This is a genomic window from Arthrobacter sp. NicSoilB8 (assembly GCF_019977355.1).
Classification (GTDB): Bacteria; Actinomycetota; Actinomycetes; order Actinomycetales; family Micrococcaceae; genus Arthrobacter.
Genome location: NZ_AP024655.1, coordinates 1029183 through 1047361, shown reverse-complemented (window position 1 = coordinate 1047361; position 18179 = coordinate 1029183). Strand labels below are relative to the sequence as shown.

The window sequence follows — 18179 nt, the reverse complement described above, 5'->3', positions numbered from 1 at the left end:
CGTCCAGGCCGCACCTCGTTCAGATCCCTCGAATTATAGCTTCACCCACTTCGGTGGCGTCGTCGTCGTCCTCCATCCGGGCTGCTGCAGCCGCGGGTCCGGCCGCGCCCTCATTCCGGCAGGGCCTGCATTCCGGCCACGCCTTTATTCCGGCAGGGACTTTATTCCGGCAGGGCACCGATCTGCTGCATCAGGCTCATGGTGTCCGTGCTTCCCCAATGCTCGGCGATCTTGCCGTCCTGGACGCGGATGATGTCGGTGCCGCCGAATTCGACAGTCTTGCCCGACGCCGGAATGCCCATCAGCTCGCCCTGGTGCGTGCCGGTCATCACGACATGGGCGGCTTCAAGATCCCCGTCGGACAGTGTCGGCTGGGCTTCTTTGACCGAGATGTCAGGAAACGCGGTTCGGATGGTGTGCGCGAAGAACCGGGCGCCCTCTTTGCCGGGCGGCTGTCCGGGGAGCGCCAGTTCGTGGTCGATGAAGTCGTCCGTGACCATTTCATCGACCAGGGCGAAATTGCCGCCCGCGAGAACCTCCGAGTAGAAGCGGTTGATCAACATGCTGGACATGGTGGGCTCCTTCAGGTGCAAGAGACCGCTGTAACTGTCCGCCGGGCGCTGTCCATGGGCGCCCGGCAGAAGCGCCCAAAAGCTGGGCGCTGAAATTTGTTGGGAACGGGTGAAATGCCCGTTAAGGCCGAAGGTATTCCGGCGGTTGGAGAGTGTCAAGATGCCGCGATTACCGCCTTTCACCGTCTGCCCAGGCCGCCGGTTTTTGTCACACCGGCCACGTAGTCTGCCTTCACGAGCCTGAACCGCCGGACAGGGGATGACATGGCTGATCCGTTCCACGAGGCGAGCGACCCGACGCCTTCCTCGCCCTCAGAAGTTGGCTCGGTCCTTGAATCATTCGAGCCTGATGGCTCTCCCTGGCCGGAACTGTTGGCGGCAAGCGGCGGCGTCACTGTCGACGCCGTCGGGGACTATCTGCGCCGGCTGAGGCATTACGACTTGCTCACTGCCGAGCAGGAAGTGGAATTGGCGCAGGAAATCGAGGCCGGGCTTTTCGCGGAGCAGCTCCTGGCGGACGGTACTTCGCGGGCCGGTCAGGACGCAGACGAGCTTCGGACCATCGTCCTGCTGGGCAAGCGTGCCGCTGACGCGCTGCTCCACGCCAACCTCCGGCTAGTAGTGTCGATCGCCAAGCACTACACGCACCGGGGCCTCGACTTTGAGGACCTGATCCAGGAGGGAAACCTTGGACTCCATAGGGCTGTCCGCAAGTTCGACTTCACCAAGGGTTTCAGATTCTCCACGCACGCGACGTTGCTCATCCGCGGCGGCATCCTCCGGGCGCTGGCTGATCAGTCCCGTCTGATCCGGCTGCCGGCGAAGGTCATCGAGCAACTGCAGACAGTGAGGTCAGCACAACGGACTTCCGCTATGACGGGTACCCTGTGCACCAACGAGGATCTTCGCCGCCTGACCAAATATTCGATCGGGAAGGTGGAGTGCCTGCTGAGCCTGGATAAGCCGGTCTATTCTTTGGATTCTGAGGTGCCCGACGGCCAGGGCGGAACCGAAGCCCTGGCCGAACAATTGTTGGATTCCTCCGGCCCAGACGTAACTGAAACGCTTTTCCATCACCAGCTGAAGGCGCAGCTACTGGAAGTACTCGACACGCTCGAAGACCGGGAGGCACGGGTCATTTCACTGCGTTTCGGCCTCGGAGGCGGCGGAGCGCAAACCCTGGACGCGGTAGCGGAAACCTACGGCATGACCCGCGAACGCATCCGCCGGATAGAGCTCGCGGCGCTGGAAAAGCTCAAGGACCCGTCCCGGTCCAACGTCCTGCGGCAGTATCAGTTTGATGGCGAGGGCCCATCCGTCCGTGCGCGGGTGGGCCTTTGACGGCCTCCGCCATCTGGGCCGCTGTGCGACGATGTCGGAATGGAACAGACCACGGAGATACTGCGCTATGCCGCCTTTACCACCACACCCGACGGCGGAAACCCGGCCGGAGTAGTCCTGGACGCAACCCGACTCGACGACGCCAGGATGCAGGCCATCGCGGCCGACATCGGCTATGCGGAAACGATGTTTGTCACGGAGGTGAGGGTTGATGGAGACTCCCGCCGAAACCGCGTTCGGTACTTCTCCCCGATCGCCGAGGTGCCGTTTTGCGGCCATGCCACGATTGCTTTGGCCGTCGCGCTGTCGGGTCGTGACGGTACGGGGACCTTTATCTTCGACACCCCGGTGGGGCCCGTCGCGATCGAGACTGCAGGCCAGGGCGCGGAGGTGACGGCAAGCTTCACGAGCGTCGAGCCCCGAGTGTCCGAGTTCCCCGACGATGTTCTGAGCACCCTGCTCGGGTTGCTCGGCATGGGCCTGGGCGACCTGAACCCTGATTACCCTCCGATGATCGCTTTTGCCGGAAACTGGCACCCCATTCTTGTCTTCGCGGGACGAAAGGCCTTTGACTCCTTCGTTTTCGACCCTGATCCCATGCGCACGCTGATGGATGACCAGAACTGGACCGGCACCGTCACGACTCTCTACGAGATCGGGCCGGGTGAGTTCGACTCGCGCAACCTCTTCCCGGTGGGCACCATCACAGAAGATCCGGCCACCGGTTCGGCTGCCGCTGCCTTCGGCGGATACCTCCGCTTGCTTTCACTTGTGGAGCCGCCAAGCCGCGTGCTGGTGCACCAAGGCAGCCATGTCGGCCGCCCGAGTGTGCTCACCATCGACATTCCTCCGTCCGGCGGGATTGTCGTCAGCGGTGAAGCCGTCGAGATCAGTTGAATCGTGCGGCCCGGTCATGGATCGAGCCACGCGGAAGAGCAACGCGGGGTCACTTACGGCCCATTCCGTCGGCCGGGATGGGCCGTAAGTGACCCCGCGTTGCAATTTGGGGGTGGCTCTCAGGCGCGCCGCTCCCGCCACGCCAGCGACACCGTAAACACCACCGCGCCCAGCCCCAGCATCACGAACACCATGAGCCCCCAGTTGGCCTGGGTGACGCCGCTGCCGTAGAAGATGCCGATCAGCACGGTCGCCGTGATGGCCCCCAAGTAGCGGCAGGTCTGGAAGATCCCGGCAGCCACCCCGCGCTCCTCCATCCGGGTGGACAGGTACATGCCCTGGCTCGAGGAAATGCTGACCACGCAATACGGCACGCCCAGCAGGGCGGTCAGTGCGAGCACCAGCGGGACAGCCAGGGACGCCGTCAGCAGCCACATCGCCCCCGATGCCACGATGAGCAGCACGACGCCGGCGATCAGCACCCGCCGTACGCCGAACCTGTCGATCGCGCGGACCGCGAACGGCGTCCCGACCACCGAGATCGCGGCGAGCGGCAGCATGAGCAGGCCCACGACGCCGGGACCGTAGCCGCCGGCAGTCTGCAGAAGCTGCGGCAGGCCGAAGAACGCGAAGTAGTAGACGCCGTTAAACAGCGCGAAGCCCAGGTAGACCAGCAGCAGCGGCCGGTTGCGGCCCAGCAGCCGCAGGTCCAGGAACGGCGGGCTGAACCGCAGTTCCCGCCACACAAACAGAATCGCGAGGAGCAGCCCGCCGCCAAGCAGCCACCACCGGTAGGCGGGCAGCACGTTCAGGAGCGCCATCATCACCAGCACCAGGGCACCGATGAACGCGCCGATGCCCGGCAGGTCCGAGTCCCGCAGCAGCTCCGACACCCGGCCCCGCTCACGGACCCCGTCCGCCGGGGCGAAGCGCCGGACCACGAAGATCGCCACCAGCGAGAGCGGAACGTTGATCAGGAACAGCGCCTGCCAGCCCACCAGGCTCACCAGCAAGCCGCCCACCACCGGCCCGACGGCAGCCGCCGAGGTGTTCGCCATCTGGATCCGGCCCAGCGGCCGCGTGGATTTCACGTTCGCCTGCCGTGCCAGCGCCGCGACCATGACGACGGCGCTCGGGTAGGCGGTCGCGGTGCCGAGCGCCATGAAGGCCCGGGCCACGCAGAGCAGGGCGAAGTTCGGCGCGAAGGGAGCGAGTGCGCAAGTCACGGCCACGAGCGCCATGCCCAGCAGGAACAGCCGCCGCGGGCCAAAGCGGTCCGCGAGCCGGCCCATGAGCGGCTGCCCGGCCGCGGAGGTGAGGTAGAACGCGGTGATCACCCAGGTGACGGTGGCGACGTCGAGCCCGAAGTCCTCGCGCAGCACCACCAGGGCGACGGCGATCATCGAGGAATTCAGCGGGTTCAGCGACGTGCCGAGGCTGAGTCCAGCGACGGCAAGTCCTGTCCGGGAAGAGTTGCTCACGGCAACAGTCTGTCCTACGGCGGCTGCCAAAATCGAACCGGACCACCCATGCCGCGACAGCGGGCTGTTGACGCGTCACGCAGGGAAAACTTTGGGCCGGACGTCCAGCCCGGATCTCCCGGGAAACCGCGGATGACCACACCCCAGGGGCGGAACAGACTGCTGTGCGTGACGTGCCCCGCGGATCGCGGCCAGACCCGGGCCCGCTCATTCCCCGGCGGGCGACGCCGGCCGGGACGGGGCAGCGGCCGGCGCGGACACTGCGGCCCGGTGCCGCCCCCACGCCAGCTCACGGAGCCGGATTAGGTCCAGGGAAGGCTGGGCCGGGGGGACGCCCGGGCGTTTCCGCGGCACCAGTACGCGCAGCGCGCGGGGTTCGACCGTGCACCGTACCGGGGTGCTCATCAGCAGGGCCTCGCCGTCCACGCCGACGGGGATCTCGGGCACGTCGGCGCCGACCACCACCTCGGACGCGGTGCGCTGGATCAGGCCGCGCTTCGTCGCACGGCGCAACAGGCCCACCGCTTCCCGGGTGCTGGAGGCAGAGATTGCCACCGCACCGAGCACGCCGCGGTCGAGCCGGGTCCGGCGGCCCAGGCCCGCGACGTCGTTGCTGCCGTAAGGGCCATTGCTCACCAGCACGGCCTGCGGGCCGTCTACTGTCACGCCGTCCACCTGGGCCCGCAGCCGCGCGCCCTTTGCGCCCTTGATGAGGTCCGGAAGCATCTGCAGCACGGTGCCGGCTTTGTCATCGCGGTATTCCGGGCTCTGCACCACCTCGGCGTAGACGCCGAACGATGAGTTGTTGACGAAGGTGCGGCCGTTGATCTTGCCGAGATCGACGTGCAGCTCCACCCCGTCCCGGAGGGCGTCCAGGCAGCCCGTCGGGTCCTCGCGGTCCAGCCCGAGATCCAGGGCGAAATGGTTGCGGGTTCCGGCGCTGATCACCAGGAACGGAAGGTTGTGTTCGGCCGCAATGCCGGCCACCAGCGCCTGGGTTCCGTCCCCGCCGGCGACGCCGAGCAGATCGGCCCCGCGCTCCACCGCCTGCCGGGCCAGAGCGTCGACGTCCACCGGTCCCGGCCCCTCGAGAAGCGCCACCTCGGCGCCGAGCTCCTCAGCTTTCCGCTGGAGGTCGAACTTCACCACTTTGCCGCCGCCGGACCGCGGATTCATTACCAGGAAGGCATGTTTCCAGGTGGGAGCGGGGTATTCGGTCATGGTCGAACCCTCCCTCGGTTCCCGGAGCGCCGCGCGGGCGCAGACCAGTGCCACGAACGCCAGTCCAACGGAGAGCACCACCTCCCACAGCAGGCTCGCCTGGATATACAGGAAAATCAGCACCAGCGGGGCGAGCACCGCGAGCGCCAGCGCACACCAGCGCAGCACGCCGCGGCTGATGAGGAACCAGTAGATCGCTGCCACGGTCACCAGCAGGGCGCCGAGCCCCGTGATGAGCAGTGCGATGGTGCCTGCCAAACCGGCAGCCACCAAGGGAACGGCCACCGCGAAGAAGACCGCGGCGTAGGCGGCCCTCGCCCACCACCGCCGGGTCTCCGGAACCTCTTCGAGGGGGATGACAGTCATATCCTGCTCCTTGCGGTAATCCGGCCACTGGTCGATCGCCCCGACCGGTCTCCCCGCCTGCGGCTGTGCCGTCAGGTCTTGATTTTCGCCACCGTCATGAGGATCGCGGAGTCCTCCTCGGCTTCCAGACTATGCAGCCCGTCCGGCACGATCAGCAGGTCCCCGGTCTTCCCCTGCCAGGATTCGTTGCCGGCCCGCAGGCGCACACAGCCGCGGAGCACAAACACGGTCGCTTCGCCCGGGTTCTGATGCTCGCTCAGCTGCGTCCCCGCCCTGAAGGCCATGACGGTCTGGCGCAGGACTTTCTCGTGCCCGCCAAACGCAGTATCCGCCGCACGTCCGCTGGGTGCCGCCACCGCAGCCGCAATCTGCTGCCGGGCCAGGGCATCGACCGATATTTTCTGCATGGGGCCACCCTACTCAGAAACAGGTTCCCTGCCGAGGGTCCTTTGCCCCGTTCAGGCCGGACCGGGCCTGCCGTCGACTCGTCGCGGTTTTCGCAACTCTCCCGGCATGTCCTACCCTGAAAGCAACGGCCCGCACCCCGGCCGTCCCGCCTCACCTCACCTGTCGCAACGGAGCTGCAATCATGACCGAGGCCATCGCTGCCAACGCGGATGCGTCGCGGCCGGACGCCCCGGCGCCGCGGCTTCCCTCGGCGCTCCCGGAAATGCCGGCGCCCCGGCTTCCCCCGAGCTCCCGGAAGTACCGGCGCCCCGGCTTTCAGTGAACGACGACGCCGACCTCCGCCACCTCGCGGACGTCACCTTTGGCCTGCCGAACCTCCGCGAAGGCCAGTTCGCCGGGATGCGGGCCCTTGCCGCCGGCCGGGACGTCCTCGCCGTCATGCCTACCGGCTATGGGAAGTCCGCCATCTACCAGGTTCCCGCGCTCCTGCTGCACCGCCGGCTGCAGCGGCCTACCGTCGTCGTGTCCCCGCTGATTTCCCTGCAGGAGGACCAGCTGGACGGGCTGAAGGAAGCGGCGGGGCCGGGAGGCGCCGTCGCGGTCAACTCCTCGCACAGCGCCGCCGAACAGGAGGCTGCGTGGCGGGCAGTGGAAAGCGGCGAGGCGGCGTTCCTCTTCCTCGCCCCCGAGCAGCTCGCCAAGACCAGCACGGTGGAGCGGATCGCGGCGCTGAACATCGCCCTGTTCGTGGTGGACGAAGCGCACTGCGTCTCCTCCTGGGGGCACGATTTCCGGCCCGATTACCTCCGGCTCGGCGAGGTCCGCGAGCGCCTGGGCAACCCGACCACCGCGGCTTTGACGGCCACCGCCTCTCCCCCGGTGCGGGAGGAAATTCTGGCCCGTCTGGGAATGGCCAGGCCGCTGGTCCTGGTCCACGGCTTCGACCGGCCCAACATCCGGCTGGAGGTGCTGCGCCACCACGAGGACAAGGAGAAACGCCGCGCCGTCCTCGGCCAGGTCACCGCACTGGTCGCTGCCGGGCGCGGGCCCGGGCTGGTGTACGCGGCCAAGCGGAAAGACACCGAGAAGTACGCCGCGAAGCTGGCCCGGAGCGGCCTCCGCGCCGAGGCCTATCATGCCGGCCGCACCCCCGCCGATCGGGAGCTCGTCCATGAGAAGTTCCTCGACGGAAGCCTGGACGTGGTGGTGGCCACCACCGCCTTCGGCATGGGGATCGACAAGCCCGACGTCCGGTTCGTGCTCCACGCTGACATCCCCGAATCCCTGGACAGCTACTACCAGCAGATCGGCCGCGCCGGACGGGACGGGCAGCCGGCCGTCGCGGTGCTGCACTACCGTTCCGAGGACCTCGGCCTGCGGCGCTTCTTCGCCACCCATACCCCGGACGAGGCGGCGCTGCTGGCGGTCCTCACCGTGCTGCGGGATGCGGGCCGGCCGCTCCAGCCCCAGTCGCTGGCTGAACGGACGGCCTTCCCCGCCCGGCGGATCACCGGCCTGCTGAACCAGCTGCAGGAATCCGGCGCGGTGACCGCCACCCATGACGGCGCCCGGCCCGGGGTTACGCTGGACCCGGCGGCCGACCCGGCCCGTGTGGTGGAACGCGCCGTCGGACTCGCCGCTGCCCGCGAGCGAGTGGACAAGTCCCGCATCGCGATGATCCGCAGCTACGCCGAAACGCACCGCTGCCGCCGCCAGTTCCTGCTCGGCTACTTCGGCGAGGACCTGCCCGAACCCTGCCGGAACTGCGACACCTGCACCACCGGCACCGCGCTGCTGCAAGGACGCAGCGGCGAGCACGACGGCGGTGCTGCCGCCGCCGGCGCTGTGCCGGCCGGTGCCGCCGCCGCCGGTACAGCGCCCGTTGAGCCTGCGGCGATAGCCGGCGCCGGGGCGTTCCCGCTGAACTCCCGCGTGGAACATGCCTTGTGGGGCCCGGGCGCGGTGATGGGGCACGACGGCGATCTCATCACAGTGCTGTTCGACCATGAGGGCTACCGGACGCTGTCCTGCAAAGCGGTCCTGGGCCACGGGCTGCTCACGCGCACCTGAGTTCTGCTCTCTTAGCTGAGCTCGCGCGCATCCTCGGTGCTTCCGTCCTTGACAGACACGGGACGCGCGACTCCGCGGGCCGGTTCCAAAGGCCAGTCCACGGGCAATTTCAGAAGCCAGGATTCAGTACACCACCCGGAAACTGCTGAACTCCCCCGCCGCCGCTGAGACGGACTCCTGGACGTCGTCCACGCGGCCCGGCGCGTCCTGCGAGCGCAGCCAGCGCCGCAACTCCAGCACCACGGACTGCGGCCCCTCGGCCACGATGCCTACCGTGCCGTCGTCGTTGTTCCTGACCGTGCCGGTGAGCCCAAGCTCCTCGGCCTTCCGGACCGTCCAGTACCGGAAGCCGACCGCCTGCACCACACCGGACACCCTCGCGTTCAGGCGCACGGGCTCGCCGGTATCCGCGGAAAACTGCGCCGAATGCTTGTCAGTCATGCTCCCAATGTAGCGCCCGGCCCCGCCCCGGAGTGGGTCCCATGAGGCTCCCGCGTTCAGTCTCCCGGCTTTTGTCTCACCGGCCAGACATAAAGGGACCTTTGCCTCTTTTCGAGCACGCGCGGTTCACGACAGGCTGGTTTCTCGCACTGAGGCAGCTTGTCGAAGATCCGGCAACAGCACAAGGAAGTGCTCTTACCCCCACCAGCAGCAACCGCTGCCAGATAAGGACAAGATAATGGCTGGACAATTCGAAATCTTCACCGACGCGGAATCCAACGTCCGGTTCCGGCTCCTCGCCGCCGATGGAACCGTGTTGGCCGTTTCCCGGGCATTTGACGACAAACGCCAGGCGGCGAACGGCATCATGGCCGTTCGCGAGTGCGCCGGAACCGGACTGATCCGGGTGGTCCGCAGCAACCCGTGGACCGGGCAGCACGCCAGCAGGAACGCCTCGCCGTCACCGGCCAGCCACCGCCGCCGGCACCTACCCGCCGTGTAGCCCGGCTGCTTCCCTCGCCGGGCCGGCTGGCGAGCGGCTACTTCGCCGGTTCCGACGCCGCCGTGCCCGCGGGACGAAGAGACGTGATCATCTTCCGGACGTCCTGGTACTCCGCCGTGGTGGCATAGAGCTTCGCCTTCTCCAGATACGGCAGCCCGGGGTCCCCCGGCGTCGTGTTCTTCGCCGGGTCGTAGGCCTGGCCGAACAGCGCGCCGCTGGGCGGCCAGAGGAAGAGCTGGAACATGGGACAGGACAGGGGTCCGGTCTCCTCCGGCATCATGGTGATCCCGTATGACGCGACCGTCGGCGGTGACGCTACCGCCGCAGTGACGTCACCGCGGCCCTCGAAGACGTAGCGCGGCACATTGTGGTCCGCCGCGCCGGGTTCGGCCAGGGCCTGCATCGGCTCCGAATCGATGAGCACGTAGGGCTGTTTGTCGCCGCATTCGGCGCCCGTGACGATGTTGGTGCGCAGCGCGGCCATCTGCTTCCCGGCGGCATTCAGGACGTCCACAAACTCCCCGCCCAGCGGAGCCTCCCCCGCCGGATCCTTGACGGTCCAGGCCTCCGGGTAGTCGAAACTTAGCGTCCCGTCCGACGTCGTGAACGTCTTCCAGCCGGACGACGACGGCGGAGCCGCCGACGTCGGTGAGGTGCCCGGCGTCGTGGTCCCCGCAGCTGTTCCGGGCGTTGTGCCCGGAGAGGTCCCCGCCGCAGTTCCCGACGACGAGCCCGACGGCGAGTCCGACGGCGGGGTTCCCCGCGTCTCCGGCGGGGTGCCGGCCGACGTCGCGGGTCCGGACGTTGTGCCCGGCGTCGCCGCCCCGGATGTCAGGGGCGGCGCCGGCGCACCGCAGCCGGCGAGCAGCACGGATGCGAGCGTCAGCGCCGCAAATATGGGAACGGGAAACGCGGCCGTAGATGCTGCCCACCGCCGTCTCATGCGCGTCGCCATCAGCCCAGCCGCCCCTACTGCCCCGCCGGGCGCAGCGAGGTGATCATTTTCTTGATGTCCTGGTATTCGGCGGTTTCCAGGTATGCCTCGGGGGTGTCGACGTGGGGCTCGTTGCCGGGAGTGGTGTCGAAGGGGTTGTAGACGCCGCCGAACGACGCTCCGCTGGGAGGCCATGTGAAGAAGTGGAAAATCGGGCAGGCATCGGGCCCGGACGGTTTGGGTGCCGAACTGATCCCGTACGCCATGACGTTGGCCTTGGTGGGGTCCTTCTCCGCCGGGTACAGCCGCAGCTCAAAGATGAAGTGCGGTGTGACCCCCTGCTGGGCCAGGGCCGGAACCGGAACGAGATCGAGCAGTTGGTACGGGATCCTCTGCGTGCATTCGGACCCCGTCACCACGTTGGTCCGCAGCGTGGCCAGTGACTTGCCGTGCGGGTTGAGTACTTCCACGAACACCCCGCCGGGCGCGGCCTCGGCGCCGCGGTCCTTGACGGTCCACTCGGCCGGGTGATCGAACTGCAGTTGACCGTCCGGGGTCTTGAATGTCGCCCAGTTCGTCGCCCTCGGCGCGGGCGTAACCGGTGCTGCCGGCGACTCCATCGGCGGAACGTCACTGGCGCCGCCGGCGGGGCCGGTGCCACTGGTCGCGGGGGCTGATGTCAGCGGGGGTACGGTGGGCATCGACGGCGACGCGGTGCCCGGACCCGGGGCGGCGGGCGCACCGCAGGCGCCGAGCAGTGCCGCCAGCAGCAAGCCGGCCGCTGCTGCGCTGCCGATTCTTAGCTGGCCGATTCTTGACGGGCCGGTTTTTGACGGGCCGATTTTTTGCGGGCCGGTTGTCCCGAGTCGACGCATCTCACCCTCCCCCTGGGCTGCAAGTGGTTCGACCATTCTGGGTGGTCCGGGGGTAGAAACTAGAGTCAAAAGTCCCAGATCCGCGGCGGCACCGGGCCCGGTCCGTACGCGGCCGCCACTTCCAGCAGCGGCGTGACCAGACGCACGTTGACATCCCGGCGATTTCAATTGCCCGTGGAAGCTTGCTAGAGCTTAAGTAATGCAAGAGTTCCTGACACAAGCAATGCCGTTCCTGGCCATGGCCCTCGCCGTGGTTGCCGGACTCGTCCTGTCCTGGCTGGTGCGCAAGATTGTGCTCCGGCTCAACCGCAGCAAGCCCGAACTCCGCGAGACGTCCCGCGTGGCCCGGATGCCCCTGCGCCTGTCTCTATGCCTGATCGGAGTCCGGATCGCGCTGGCCACGAGCACCGGGGACCTCGAATGGCGTCACGCCCTGGATCATCTGCTGCTGATTGCGCTCATCGCCTCCCTGGCCTGGCTGGCCATCGCCATGCTGCTGATCGTCGAGGCGATGGTCCTCACCCGGTACCGCGTGGATGTCGCGGACAACCGCCGCGCCCGGCGGCTGCGCACGCAGGTGATCCTGGCCCGGCGGATCGGCGTCGCCCTGATCGTGGTGGTGGCCTTGGGCAGCATGATGCTGACGTTCCCCGCGATCCAGGCGCTCGGCGCCGGGCTGCTGGCCTCCGCGGGCGTGATCTCGATCGTCGCCGGCCTCGCCGCGCAGACCTCGCTGGTCAACGTCTTCGCCGGCATCCAGCTCGCCTTCACGGACGCGATCCGGGTGGACGACGTGGTGGTGGTCCAGAAGGAATGGGGCCGGATCGAGGAGATCACACTGACTTACGTAGTGGTCCACATCTGGGACGACCGCCGGCTGATCCTGCCCTCGACGTACTTCACCACCACCCCGTTTGAGAACTGGACCCGGCGGCAATCCGAAGTCATGGGCACCGTGGAGTTCGACCTCGACTGGCGAGCACCGGTCGAGGCGATGCGCGCCGAACTGAAGGAGGTCCTGGCCGAGACCCCGTTGTGGGACAAGCGCGTCGGGATCCTGCAGATCACGGACGCCACCGCAGGCTTTGTCCGGGTGCGCATCCTGGTCAGCGCCGCGGACAGCGCCTCCCTCTTCGACCTCCGCTGCCTGATCCGCGAGGAACTCGTGCTGTTCCTGCAGCAGGACCACCCGACGGCGCTCCCCCACGTGCGCCTCGAGTCGCTGCCTTCGGCGCTGGCGGGATCCGCTGCGGCCGTCCCGGGGTCCGCCGCCTCCGCCACTTCCGACGCCGGGACGAAGTACCAGCGTCCCGGCAAGGTTTCCGCCGCCGACGAGCACCACCGGCACCCGGACCCGCACGATTCCCAGCTGTTCACCGGGTCCATTGAGGCGATCCAGCGCTCCAAGGCTTTCTCCGGTCCCGGCGAGGATGTGTTCGAGGACCGCGACAACGCCATCGCCTCCCAGAACTAGTCCCGCGCCGGCTGGACGGCGCAACGACGGCGCTGGCCAGATAGCTACGCCGCACAGCAGGGTCCGACGGTACTGGGCAGGCAGGAGCGCCGGACAGCGGGCCAGGCAGCGGGACCAGGCAGCAGGACCAGGCAGCAGGACGTGGCAGCAGGACGTGGCGGGGTCTTCCCAGCATCCGGGAACTGGCCGATAATCAGACGTTGGCGGGACAGCAACAGCGCTGTCCCCATTGTCTGCCGGACCAGCTGAGGAGTCCCCATGACGGTCGAACAAGCCCCCGCGAAAACGCTCGAGGCGCCTGCCCGCGACTGGTTCCAACGTGCCGTCGTCTATCAGATCTATCCCCGCAGCTTCGCCGACTCCAACGGCGACGGCATCGGCGACCTCCGCGGCATCATCAGCAAGCTGGACTACCTCCAGAAACTGGGGGTCGACGTCGTCTGGCTCTCCCCGATCTACACTTCCCCGCAGGACGACAACGGCTACGACATCAGCGACTACCGCAATGTCGACCCGCTCTTCGGCACGCTCGAGGAGCTCCGGGAACTGACCGACGGGCTGCACGCACGCGGGATGAAGCTGGTGATGGACCTCGTGGTCAACCACACCTCGGACGAGCACCCCTGGTTCGTGGAGTCCCGGTCTTCGAAGGACAACCCGAAGCGTGACTGGTACTGGTGGCGGCCGCCGCGGGACGCCGGGGCCTCGCAAGGACGCGGGGCCGCGGAGCCGAACAACTGGGGCTCGGCGTTCTCCGGGCCCGCGTGGGAGTTCGATCAGGCCACCGGGGAGTACTACCTGCACATCTTCTCGAAGAAGCAGCCGGACCTGAACTGGGAGAACCCCGAGGTCCGCGCCGCGGTCTACGAGATGATGAACTGGTGGCTGGACCGGGGCGTGGACGGGTTCCGGATGGACGTCATCAACTTCATCTCCAAGGACACCGCCCTCCCGGACGGTCCCGTCGCCGACGGCAAGCTCTTTGGCGATGGCACACCGTACTACATTGACGGCCCCCGCATGCACGAGTTCCTGCAGGAAATGCACCGGGAGGTCTTCGCCGGCCGGACCGGTGAACTGCTGACCGTCGGCGAGATGCCCGGCGTGACGGTGGAGGAAGCCGTGCTGTTCACCGACCCCGCCCGGGCCGAGGTGGACATGGTGTTCCAGTTCGAGCACGTGGCGCTGGACCAGGAGGAGGGCGACAAGTGGCGGCCCAAGAAGCTCCTGCTCACCGAGCTGAAGCAGACCCTGGGACGCTGGCAGGACGGCCTGGCCGAGCGCGGCTGGAACAGCCTGTACTGGGGCAACCATGATCAGGCACGCGCAGTGTCCCGCTTCGGCGACGACGGCAAGTACCGCGAGCTCTCCGCCAAGATGCTGGCCGGCATCCTGCACCTGCACCGGGGCACGCCCTACGTCTACCAGGGTGAGGAACTGGGCATGACCAACATGACGTTCGGCGCAATCAGCGATTACCGCGACATCGAGGTCCTCAACCACCACCGCGAAGCCACCACGCACCTTGGCCACACCGACGCCGAGGTCCTCGCCGCCCTCGCGCCGCTGAACCGGGACAACGCCCGCACCCCGGTCCAGTGGGACGCCTCCCGGCACGCCGGGTTCACCACCGGAGCTCCCTGGATCGCGGTGAACCCGAATGCCAACCACATCAACGCCGCCGCCCAGGTGGATGACCCGGACTCCGTCTACAGCTTCTACCGGAAGGTGATCGCGCTGCGGCATGCGGAGCCGGTGGTCTCGCACGGGAACTTCACCATGCTCCTGCCCGATGACCCGCACATCTACGCGTTCACCCGGGCGCTGGATGGTCCACGTGCGGGGTCCCGGGGCGGTTCAGCAGGCAATGCGTCAGACAGCGCCTCGGACAGCGCGTCAGACAGCACCCGGCTGCTGGTGCTGGGCAACTTCTCCGGCGCGGAGCACGACGCGGAGCTCGGGGATCCGGTCTGGGCTGACGCGGAACTCGTCCTGGGCAACTACCCGCCCGACGACGGTGCAGTCGACGGCGGTGCAGTCGACGGCGGTGCTGCCGCGACTGCCGCGTCAGGCGGCGGGTCCGACGTCGGTCATTCCGCGGGTGCTGCGACTGCCGGGTCGGGTGCCGCTGCTGCGGGCGGCACGATTCGGCTGCGGCCCTGGGAACTGCGGGTCCTGCGCCGGCGTAGCGACGCCTGATCCGGCTGTCCGCCTGTTCATGCTGTCCGACTGTTCCAACTGTCCGACTGTTCCAACTGTCCGCTTCACTTAGAACGCCAGCTCAGGAAGGGAGCCCGACATGACTATTCCACCGACACCCGAACCCGATCCGTTTCCGCCGGATCCGGGCCCCACGACGCCGCCGCCGGAGCCTGGGGACCCGTTTCCGCCCGAGCCCGGTCCGGTCACTCCGCCGCCGGTTCCGGAGCCGGGACCCGGGCCGGTACCCGGACCCGCGCCGTCCCCGGCACCGGCACCGGGTCCGTTCCCGACGCCCAATCCCCTCCCGATTCCGGACCCCGGCCCGGTCCCGCCGCGGCCGGACCCGACCCGGTTCTAGCGGGCATCATCCGGCGGTAACGCCGCGCAGGAACCGGCGGACCTCGGCGTTGAAGGCGTCCGGCGCTTCGACGGCGGCCATGTGCCCGACGTCGGGAATCGTCACGAGCGTCGAGCCCGGGATCCGCCGGTTCATTTCGCGGGCCACGCTGAGCGGCGAGCGGACATCCTCCGTGCCGTATAGCAGCAGGGTGGGCACCGAGATGCTCGGCAGGACGTCGCGATAGTCGGCATGGGCGCTGGCGTTGAGCAGTGCCCGCATGCCTGCCGGATGGAAGTCGGCCATGATGGCGGCGGTTTCCTGCACGTCCGCCGGATCAGCGTGGTCGGTGAAGAGTGTGGGCATCCATCCGGGGATGAACTGCTCCGGCGGCTGCTCGAGTTCGGCCAGCACTTGCGCGTAGCGGCGCTCCACTTCCTCGGGCGGCAGGGATCCCGCCCAACCCGCGTACGCCGAGACCAGCAGCAGCGACGCAGGGACTGACGGGTGTGCCCGGTAGAGCTCCAGTGCAATGCCGGAGCCCATGGATAGTCCGAGCAGGTGCGGCTTTCCCGGCACCGCTTCCCGCAGGAAGCCGTCCAGTGCCTCGCCCAGGTCCTTTCCGGTGAAGTCCGGCGGCGGATCGTCCGAGCCGCCGCAGCCGGGTGCGTCCCAGGCGAAAACAGTGAATTCGTCCGACAACGCGTCGAGCTGCCGCCGCCAGATCCGGCTGTCTTCGTACGCGCCGTGCAGCAGGACCAGCGGCGGACCCTGGCCCGCACACCTGTACCGGATCCGCAGGCCTGCAACTTCGACGGTCTCCATGAGGCAATGCTAGGTCGGTCCGGCACCCCGGGCAGACTCAGGACGCGCAAATCCGCACGCGACGCGCAAATGACCCAGCGCTACCGAATTCGGGAGTCGCAGGGTCATTTGCGCGTCGTCAGGAAGATCGGGTGTCGATGCCTACGGCAGGACGATGTCCCGTGTGCGGTGATCGTACTGAATGACCAGGAGGCCGCCGCCGTGGTGGACCTCGTGGTTGGGCCCGTCGAAGACGCCGAACGCGCCGTAGTTCTCGTCCCAGGAACGGTTCAGGGCGATCTTGAAGGTGTAGAAGCCGGCGGGAATGTCCGCGGCGATCTTCCAGAGCTGGTCCACCTGGTCCAGTTCCATCTGTGCCTCGTCGTACTGCGGCGCCCAGTTGGCCGGCGCGCCCAGCAGGACGTTGAAGTCACCGGCAACCGCAACGGCCTCGGGCTGTTCGATGGTTTCGACACTGACGGCAGGCGCTTCCGCTGCTGCCGCCGCGGTCTCGGCTGCAGCCGGGGCCTTGGCTGCGGGCTTGCGCTTCCGCACCACCTTGGCCACGGGGGCCACAGCCTCTTCGACGAGCTTGGCGGCCTTGTCAGCAACCGTGCCGGTTTTCGACGGCGCTTCCTCGGCCTTGGCGGCCTTTGTTGCCTTCGCGGCCTTTGTTGCCTTCGCCGGCTTTGCAGCGGGAGCAGACGGCAGCGGGGTGCCGGCCGGAACCGGAGTGCCGGCGTCGAGCGCTGCAGAGAAGGCGACGGGCTCGGCGAAAGCAACCGTGGCGCGCTGGCCGTCATCGGTGATGGACCAGCCGGAGCGGCCCTTGACCAGCCAGCCGGCCTTGACCAGCTTCGACGTGGCGGTGGTCAGCGTCTTGTGGCCGCGGGGAATGCCGCCGCTGAGGAGTTCACGTTCGTGGTCGTTCAGCGGTACCCGTGCGATTGCCTCGCCGAGTACGGCGCCGGCGTTGAGTTTTTCGCCGGTCCATACCTCCTCTGTGAGGACATCCAGCACGGCCTTCAGCCGAAGGTTGGTGTTTTCCGCGGTGTTCGCGCCCATGGGTCTCCTTTAGAAGCAATTGATCCACCTGCATTTTGCCAAGGAAAGGTTGGTTTTTGCGAGCGGGATCTGTTAACTCTATGTGTCGTGACCCACTATGACAGCGCCGACCGGAGAGCGCGAAGCACCAACTCACCGCTACCCGCGAGTAGAAAAACCAACGCGGGGTCACTTACGGCCCATGGAGGCGCCGCGAACCGGCCGTAAGTGACCCCGCGTTGGTTTTAGGGAGCGCTGGATCCGGGGAGCCCTCGGGCCGACAATGAGCCGTATACGTCCGGAACCTCAGGAGTCGGCATGCCTCGTTTCAAGGTCTGGCTGCAGAATCACCGGCTCCCGGCGTTTTTTGTGCTGGCCTTCGCGATTTCCTGGTGCTCCTGGCCGCTCTATGCGGCCGGGCTGATGCCGCAGTTCGAATTCCTGCCGATCGGTCCCTTGGCTGCGGCGCTGATCATCATTGGGCTCGCCGAGGGCAAATCCGGCTTCCGGGCGTGGGGCCGGCGGCTGATCCGGTGGCGGGTGGGCTGGGTCTGGTACGCCGTGGCCCTCCTGCTCCCGGCGATGATGGCGCTGCTCACCGGATTCGCGAACATGGCCCTGGGCGCCCCGGCACCCGGGCTGGCGGAGGTGACCTGGTCCGGGCTCCTGGCTGTCTTCGCCGTGCGCCTGGTCAATCCGCTGGACGGTCCCCTGGGCGAGGAGCCCGGTTTCCGCGGTTATGCCCTGCCCCTGCTCCAAGCCAGATGGACTCCGCTGCGGTCGGCGGCGCTCCTCGGCATTGTTGTGTCACTCTGGCACCTTCCGCTGGTCCTGTTCGGGCAGCTCAGCCTGATCGGGCTGCCCAGCACGTTCGCAATTACGTTCCTCTACGTGTGGCTGTTCAACCGCACCGGCGGAAGCGTGCTGCTCACGTACCTCTTCCACAACAGCCAAGGCACATTCACAGTGGGTTCCTTCGGCTTCTCCGGTGCCGAGGCTGACCGGGCGGAGCTCATCTACTTAGCCGTCGTCGGCCTCGCAGCTCTCACCACGGTGCTCCTGGACCGCGGTGCATGGCGCACGGCACCTGCCTCCGCGATCGACTCTGTCCTGCTCCGCCCCGGATCAGATCGGATCCGCAGCTAGCGAGGAAACACGGCCTCGCCCCTGCCGTCCCATGGCGGGCCTATCGCCCTTGCTGGGGCCTGGC

General features: G+C 67.7%; 17 protein-coding genes. 8 read left to right on the top strand and 9 right to left on the bottom strand.

Annotated elements, in window-relative coordinates:
* Positions 1 to 161 precede the first annotated feature (161 nt).
* Positions 162 to 572 carry an ester cyclase gene (locus tag LDO15_RS04710; protein ID WP_223984514.1) on the bottom strand — a complete coding sequence of 137 codons (411 nt, stop codon included), beginning with the start codon at positions 570 to 572 and terminating at the stop codon, positions 162 to 164.
* A 264-nt stretch (positions 573 to 836) separates the two neighbouring features.
* On the opposite strand from LDO15_RS04710, the gene LDO15_RS04705 reads away from it, so the two are divergent.
* Together LDO15_RS04705 and LDO15_RS04700 are read left to right on the top strand one after the other, a co-directional pair.
* Positions 837 to 1913 (top strand): sigma-70 family RNA polymerase sigma factor, encoded by a 1077-nt coding sequence (locus tag LDO15_RS04705; RefSeq protein WP_223984511.1) that lies wholly within the window; start codon positions 837 to 839, stop codon positions 1911 to 1913.
* A gap of 39 nt (positions 1914 to 1952) precedes the next feature.
* On the top strand, positions 1953 to 2810 hold the full coding sequence (locus tag LDO15_RS04700) for a PhzF family phenazine biosynthesis isomerase (RefSeq protein WP_223984509.1): 858 nt from the start codon (positions 1953 to 1955) through the stop codon (positions 2808 to 2810).
* A gap of 119 nt (positions 2811 to 2929) precedes the next feature.
* Here the strand turns inward: LDO15_RS04700 and LDO15_RS04695 are convergent, their stop codons facing one another.
* The 3 genes from LDO15_RS04695 to LDO15_RS04685 form a co-directional block, all read right to left on the bottom strand.
* Positions 2930 to 4291: an MFS transporter gene (locus LDO15_RS04695; protein WP_223984506.1), complete on the bottom strand. Its 1362-nt coding sequence runs from the start codon at positions 4289 to 4291 to the stop codon at positions 2930 to 2932.
* Between the two features lie 207 nt (positions 4292 to 4498).
* A complete protein-coding gene (locus LDO15_RS04690) occupies positions 4499 to 5878 on the bottom strand; it encodes a diacylglycerol kinase family protein (RefSeq protein ID WP_223984503.1) in 1380 nt (459 codons plus the stop codon).
* A gap of 71 nt (positions 5879 to 5949) precedes the next feature.
* Positions 5950 to 6285: a cupin domain-containing protein gene (locus tag LDO15_RS04685; protein ID WP_223984501.1), complete on the bottom strand. Its 336-nt coding sequence runs from the start codon at positions 6283 to 6285 to the stop codon at positions 5950 to 5952.
* A 319-nt stretch (positions 6286 to 6604) separates the two neighbouring features.
* Here LDO15_RS04685 and LDO15_RS04680 point away from each other — a divergent pair, with 319 nt between their 5' ends.
* Positions 6605 to 8356, top strand: coding sequence for a RecQ family ATP-dependent DNA helicase (locus tag LDO15_RS04680; protein WP_223984498.1), 1752 nt, complete (start codon positions 6605 to 6607; stop codon positions 8354 to 8356).
* A 123-nt stretch (positions 8357 to 8479) separates the two neighbouring features.
* Here the strand turns inward: LDO15_RS04680 and LDO15_RS04675 are convergent, their stop codons facing one another.
* Entirely contained in the window at positions 8480 to 8797 is a 318-nt protein-coding gene (locus LDO15_RS04675) for an acylphosphatase (RefSeq protein WP_223984495.1), read from the bottom strand.
* A gap of 238 nt (positions 8798 to 9035) precedes the next feature.
* Here LDO15_RS04675 and LDO15_RS23505 point away from each other — a divergent pair, with 238 nt between their 5' ends.
* Complete coding sequence (locus tag LDO15_RS23505) at positions 9036 to 9299, top strand: DUF1508 domain-containing protein (protein ID WP_346655981.1); 264 nt, start codon at positions 9036 to 9038, stop codon at positions 9297 to 9299.
* 37 nt (positions 9300 to 9336) lie between these two features.
* Here the strand turns inward: LDO15_RS23505 and LDO15_RS04665 are convergent, their stop codons facing one another.
* A complete protein-coding gene (locus LDO15_RS04665; RefSeq protein ID WP_223984493.1) occupies positions 9337 to 9813 on the bottom strand; it encodes a hypothetical protein in 477 nt (158 codons plus the stop codon).
* Between the two features lie 88 nt (positions 9814 to 9901).
* Between LDO15_RS04665 and LDO15_RS04660 the strand changes: the two genes are divergently transcribed.
* Entirely contained in the window at positions 9902 to 10297 is a 396-nt protein-coding gene (locus tag LDO15_RS04660) for a hypothetical protein (protein WP_223984491.1), read from the top strand.
* On the opposite strand, the gene LDO15_RS04655 is transcribed toward LDO15_RS04660, so the two are convergent.
* Complete coding sequence (locus tag LDO15_RS04655) at positions 10269 to 11108, bottom strand: hypothetical protein (RefSeq protein ID WP_223984489.1); 840 nt, start codon at positions 11106 to 11108, stop codon at positions 10269 to 10271. The two genes, LDO15_RS04660 and LDO15_RS04655, sit on opposite strands and share 29 nt — an antisense overlap.
* A 199-nt stretch (positions 11109 to 11307) precedes the next feature.
* On the opposite strand from LDO15_RS04655, the gene LDO15_RS04650 reads away from it, so the two are divergent.
* Positions 11308 to 12582 carry a mechanosensitive ion channel domain-containing protein gene (locus LDO15_RS04650; protein ID WP_223984487.1) on the top strand — a complete coding sequence of 425 codons (1275 nt, stop codon included), beginning with the start codon at positions 11308 to 11310 and terminating at the stop codon, positions 12580 to 12582.
* A 258-nt stretch (positions 12583 to 12840) separates the two neighbouring features.
* Entirely contained in the window at positions 12841 to 14781 is a 1941-nt protein-coding gene (locus LDO15_RS04645) for an alpha-glucosidase (RefSeq protein WP_223984486.1), read from the top strand.
* 367 nt (positions 14782 to 15148) lie between these two features.
* Here the strand turns inward: LDO15_RS04645 and LDO15_RS04640 are convergent, their stop codons facing one another.
* Positions 15149 to 15946: an alpha/beta fold hydrolase gene (locus LDO15_RS04640; protein ID WP_223984485.1), complete on the bottom strand. Its 798-nt coding sequence runs from the start codon at positions 15944 to 15946 to the stop codon at positions 15149 to 15151.
* A gap of 141 nt (positions 15947 to 16087) precedes the next feature.
* The gene (locus tag LDO15_RS04635) at positions 16088 to 16990 is read right to left on the bottom strand and encodes a glycosidase (protein ID WP_223984484.1); all 903 of its coding nucleotides are present in this window, start codon (positions 16988 to 16990) and stop codon (positions 16088 to 16090) included.
* Between the two features lie 297 nt (positions 16991 to 17287).
* Between LDO15_RS04635 and LDO15_RS04630 the strand changes: the two genes are divergently transcribed.
* Positions 17288 to 18115: a CPBP family intramembrane glutamic endopeptidase gene (locus LDO15_RS04630; protein WP_223984482.1), complete on the top strand. Its 828-nt coding sequence runs from the start codon at positions 17288 to 17290 to the stop codon at positions 18113 to 18115.
* The last annotated feature ends 64 nt before the right edge of the window (positions 18116 to 18179 follow it).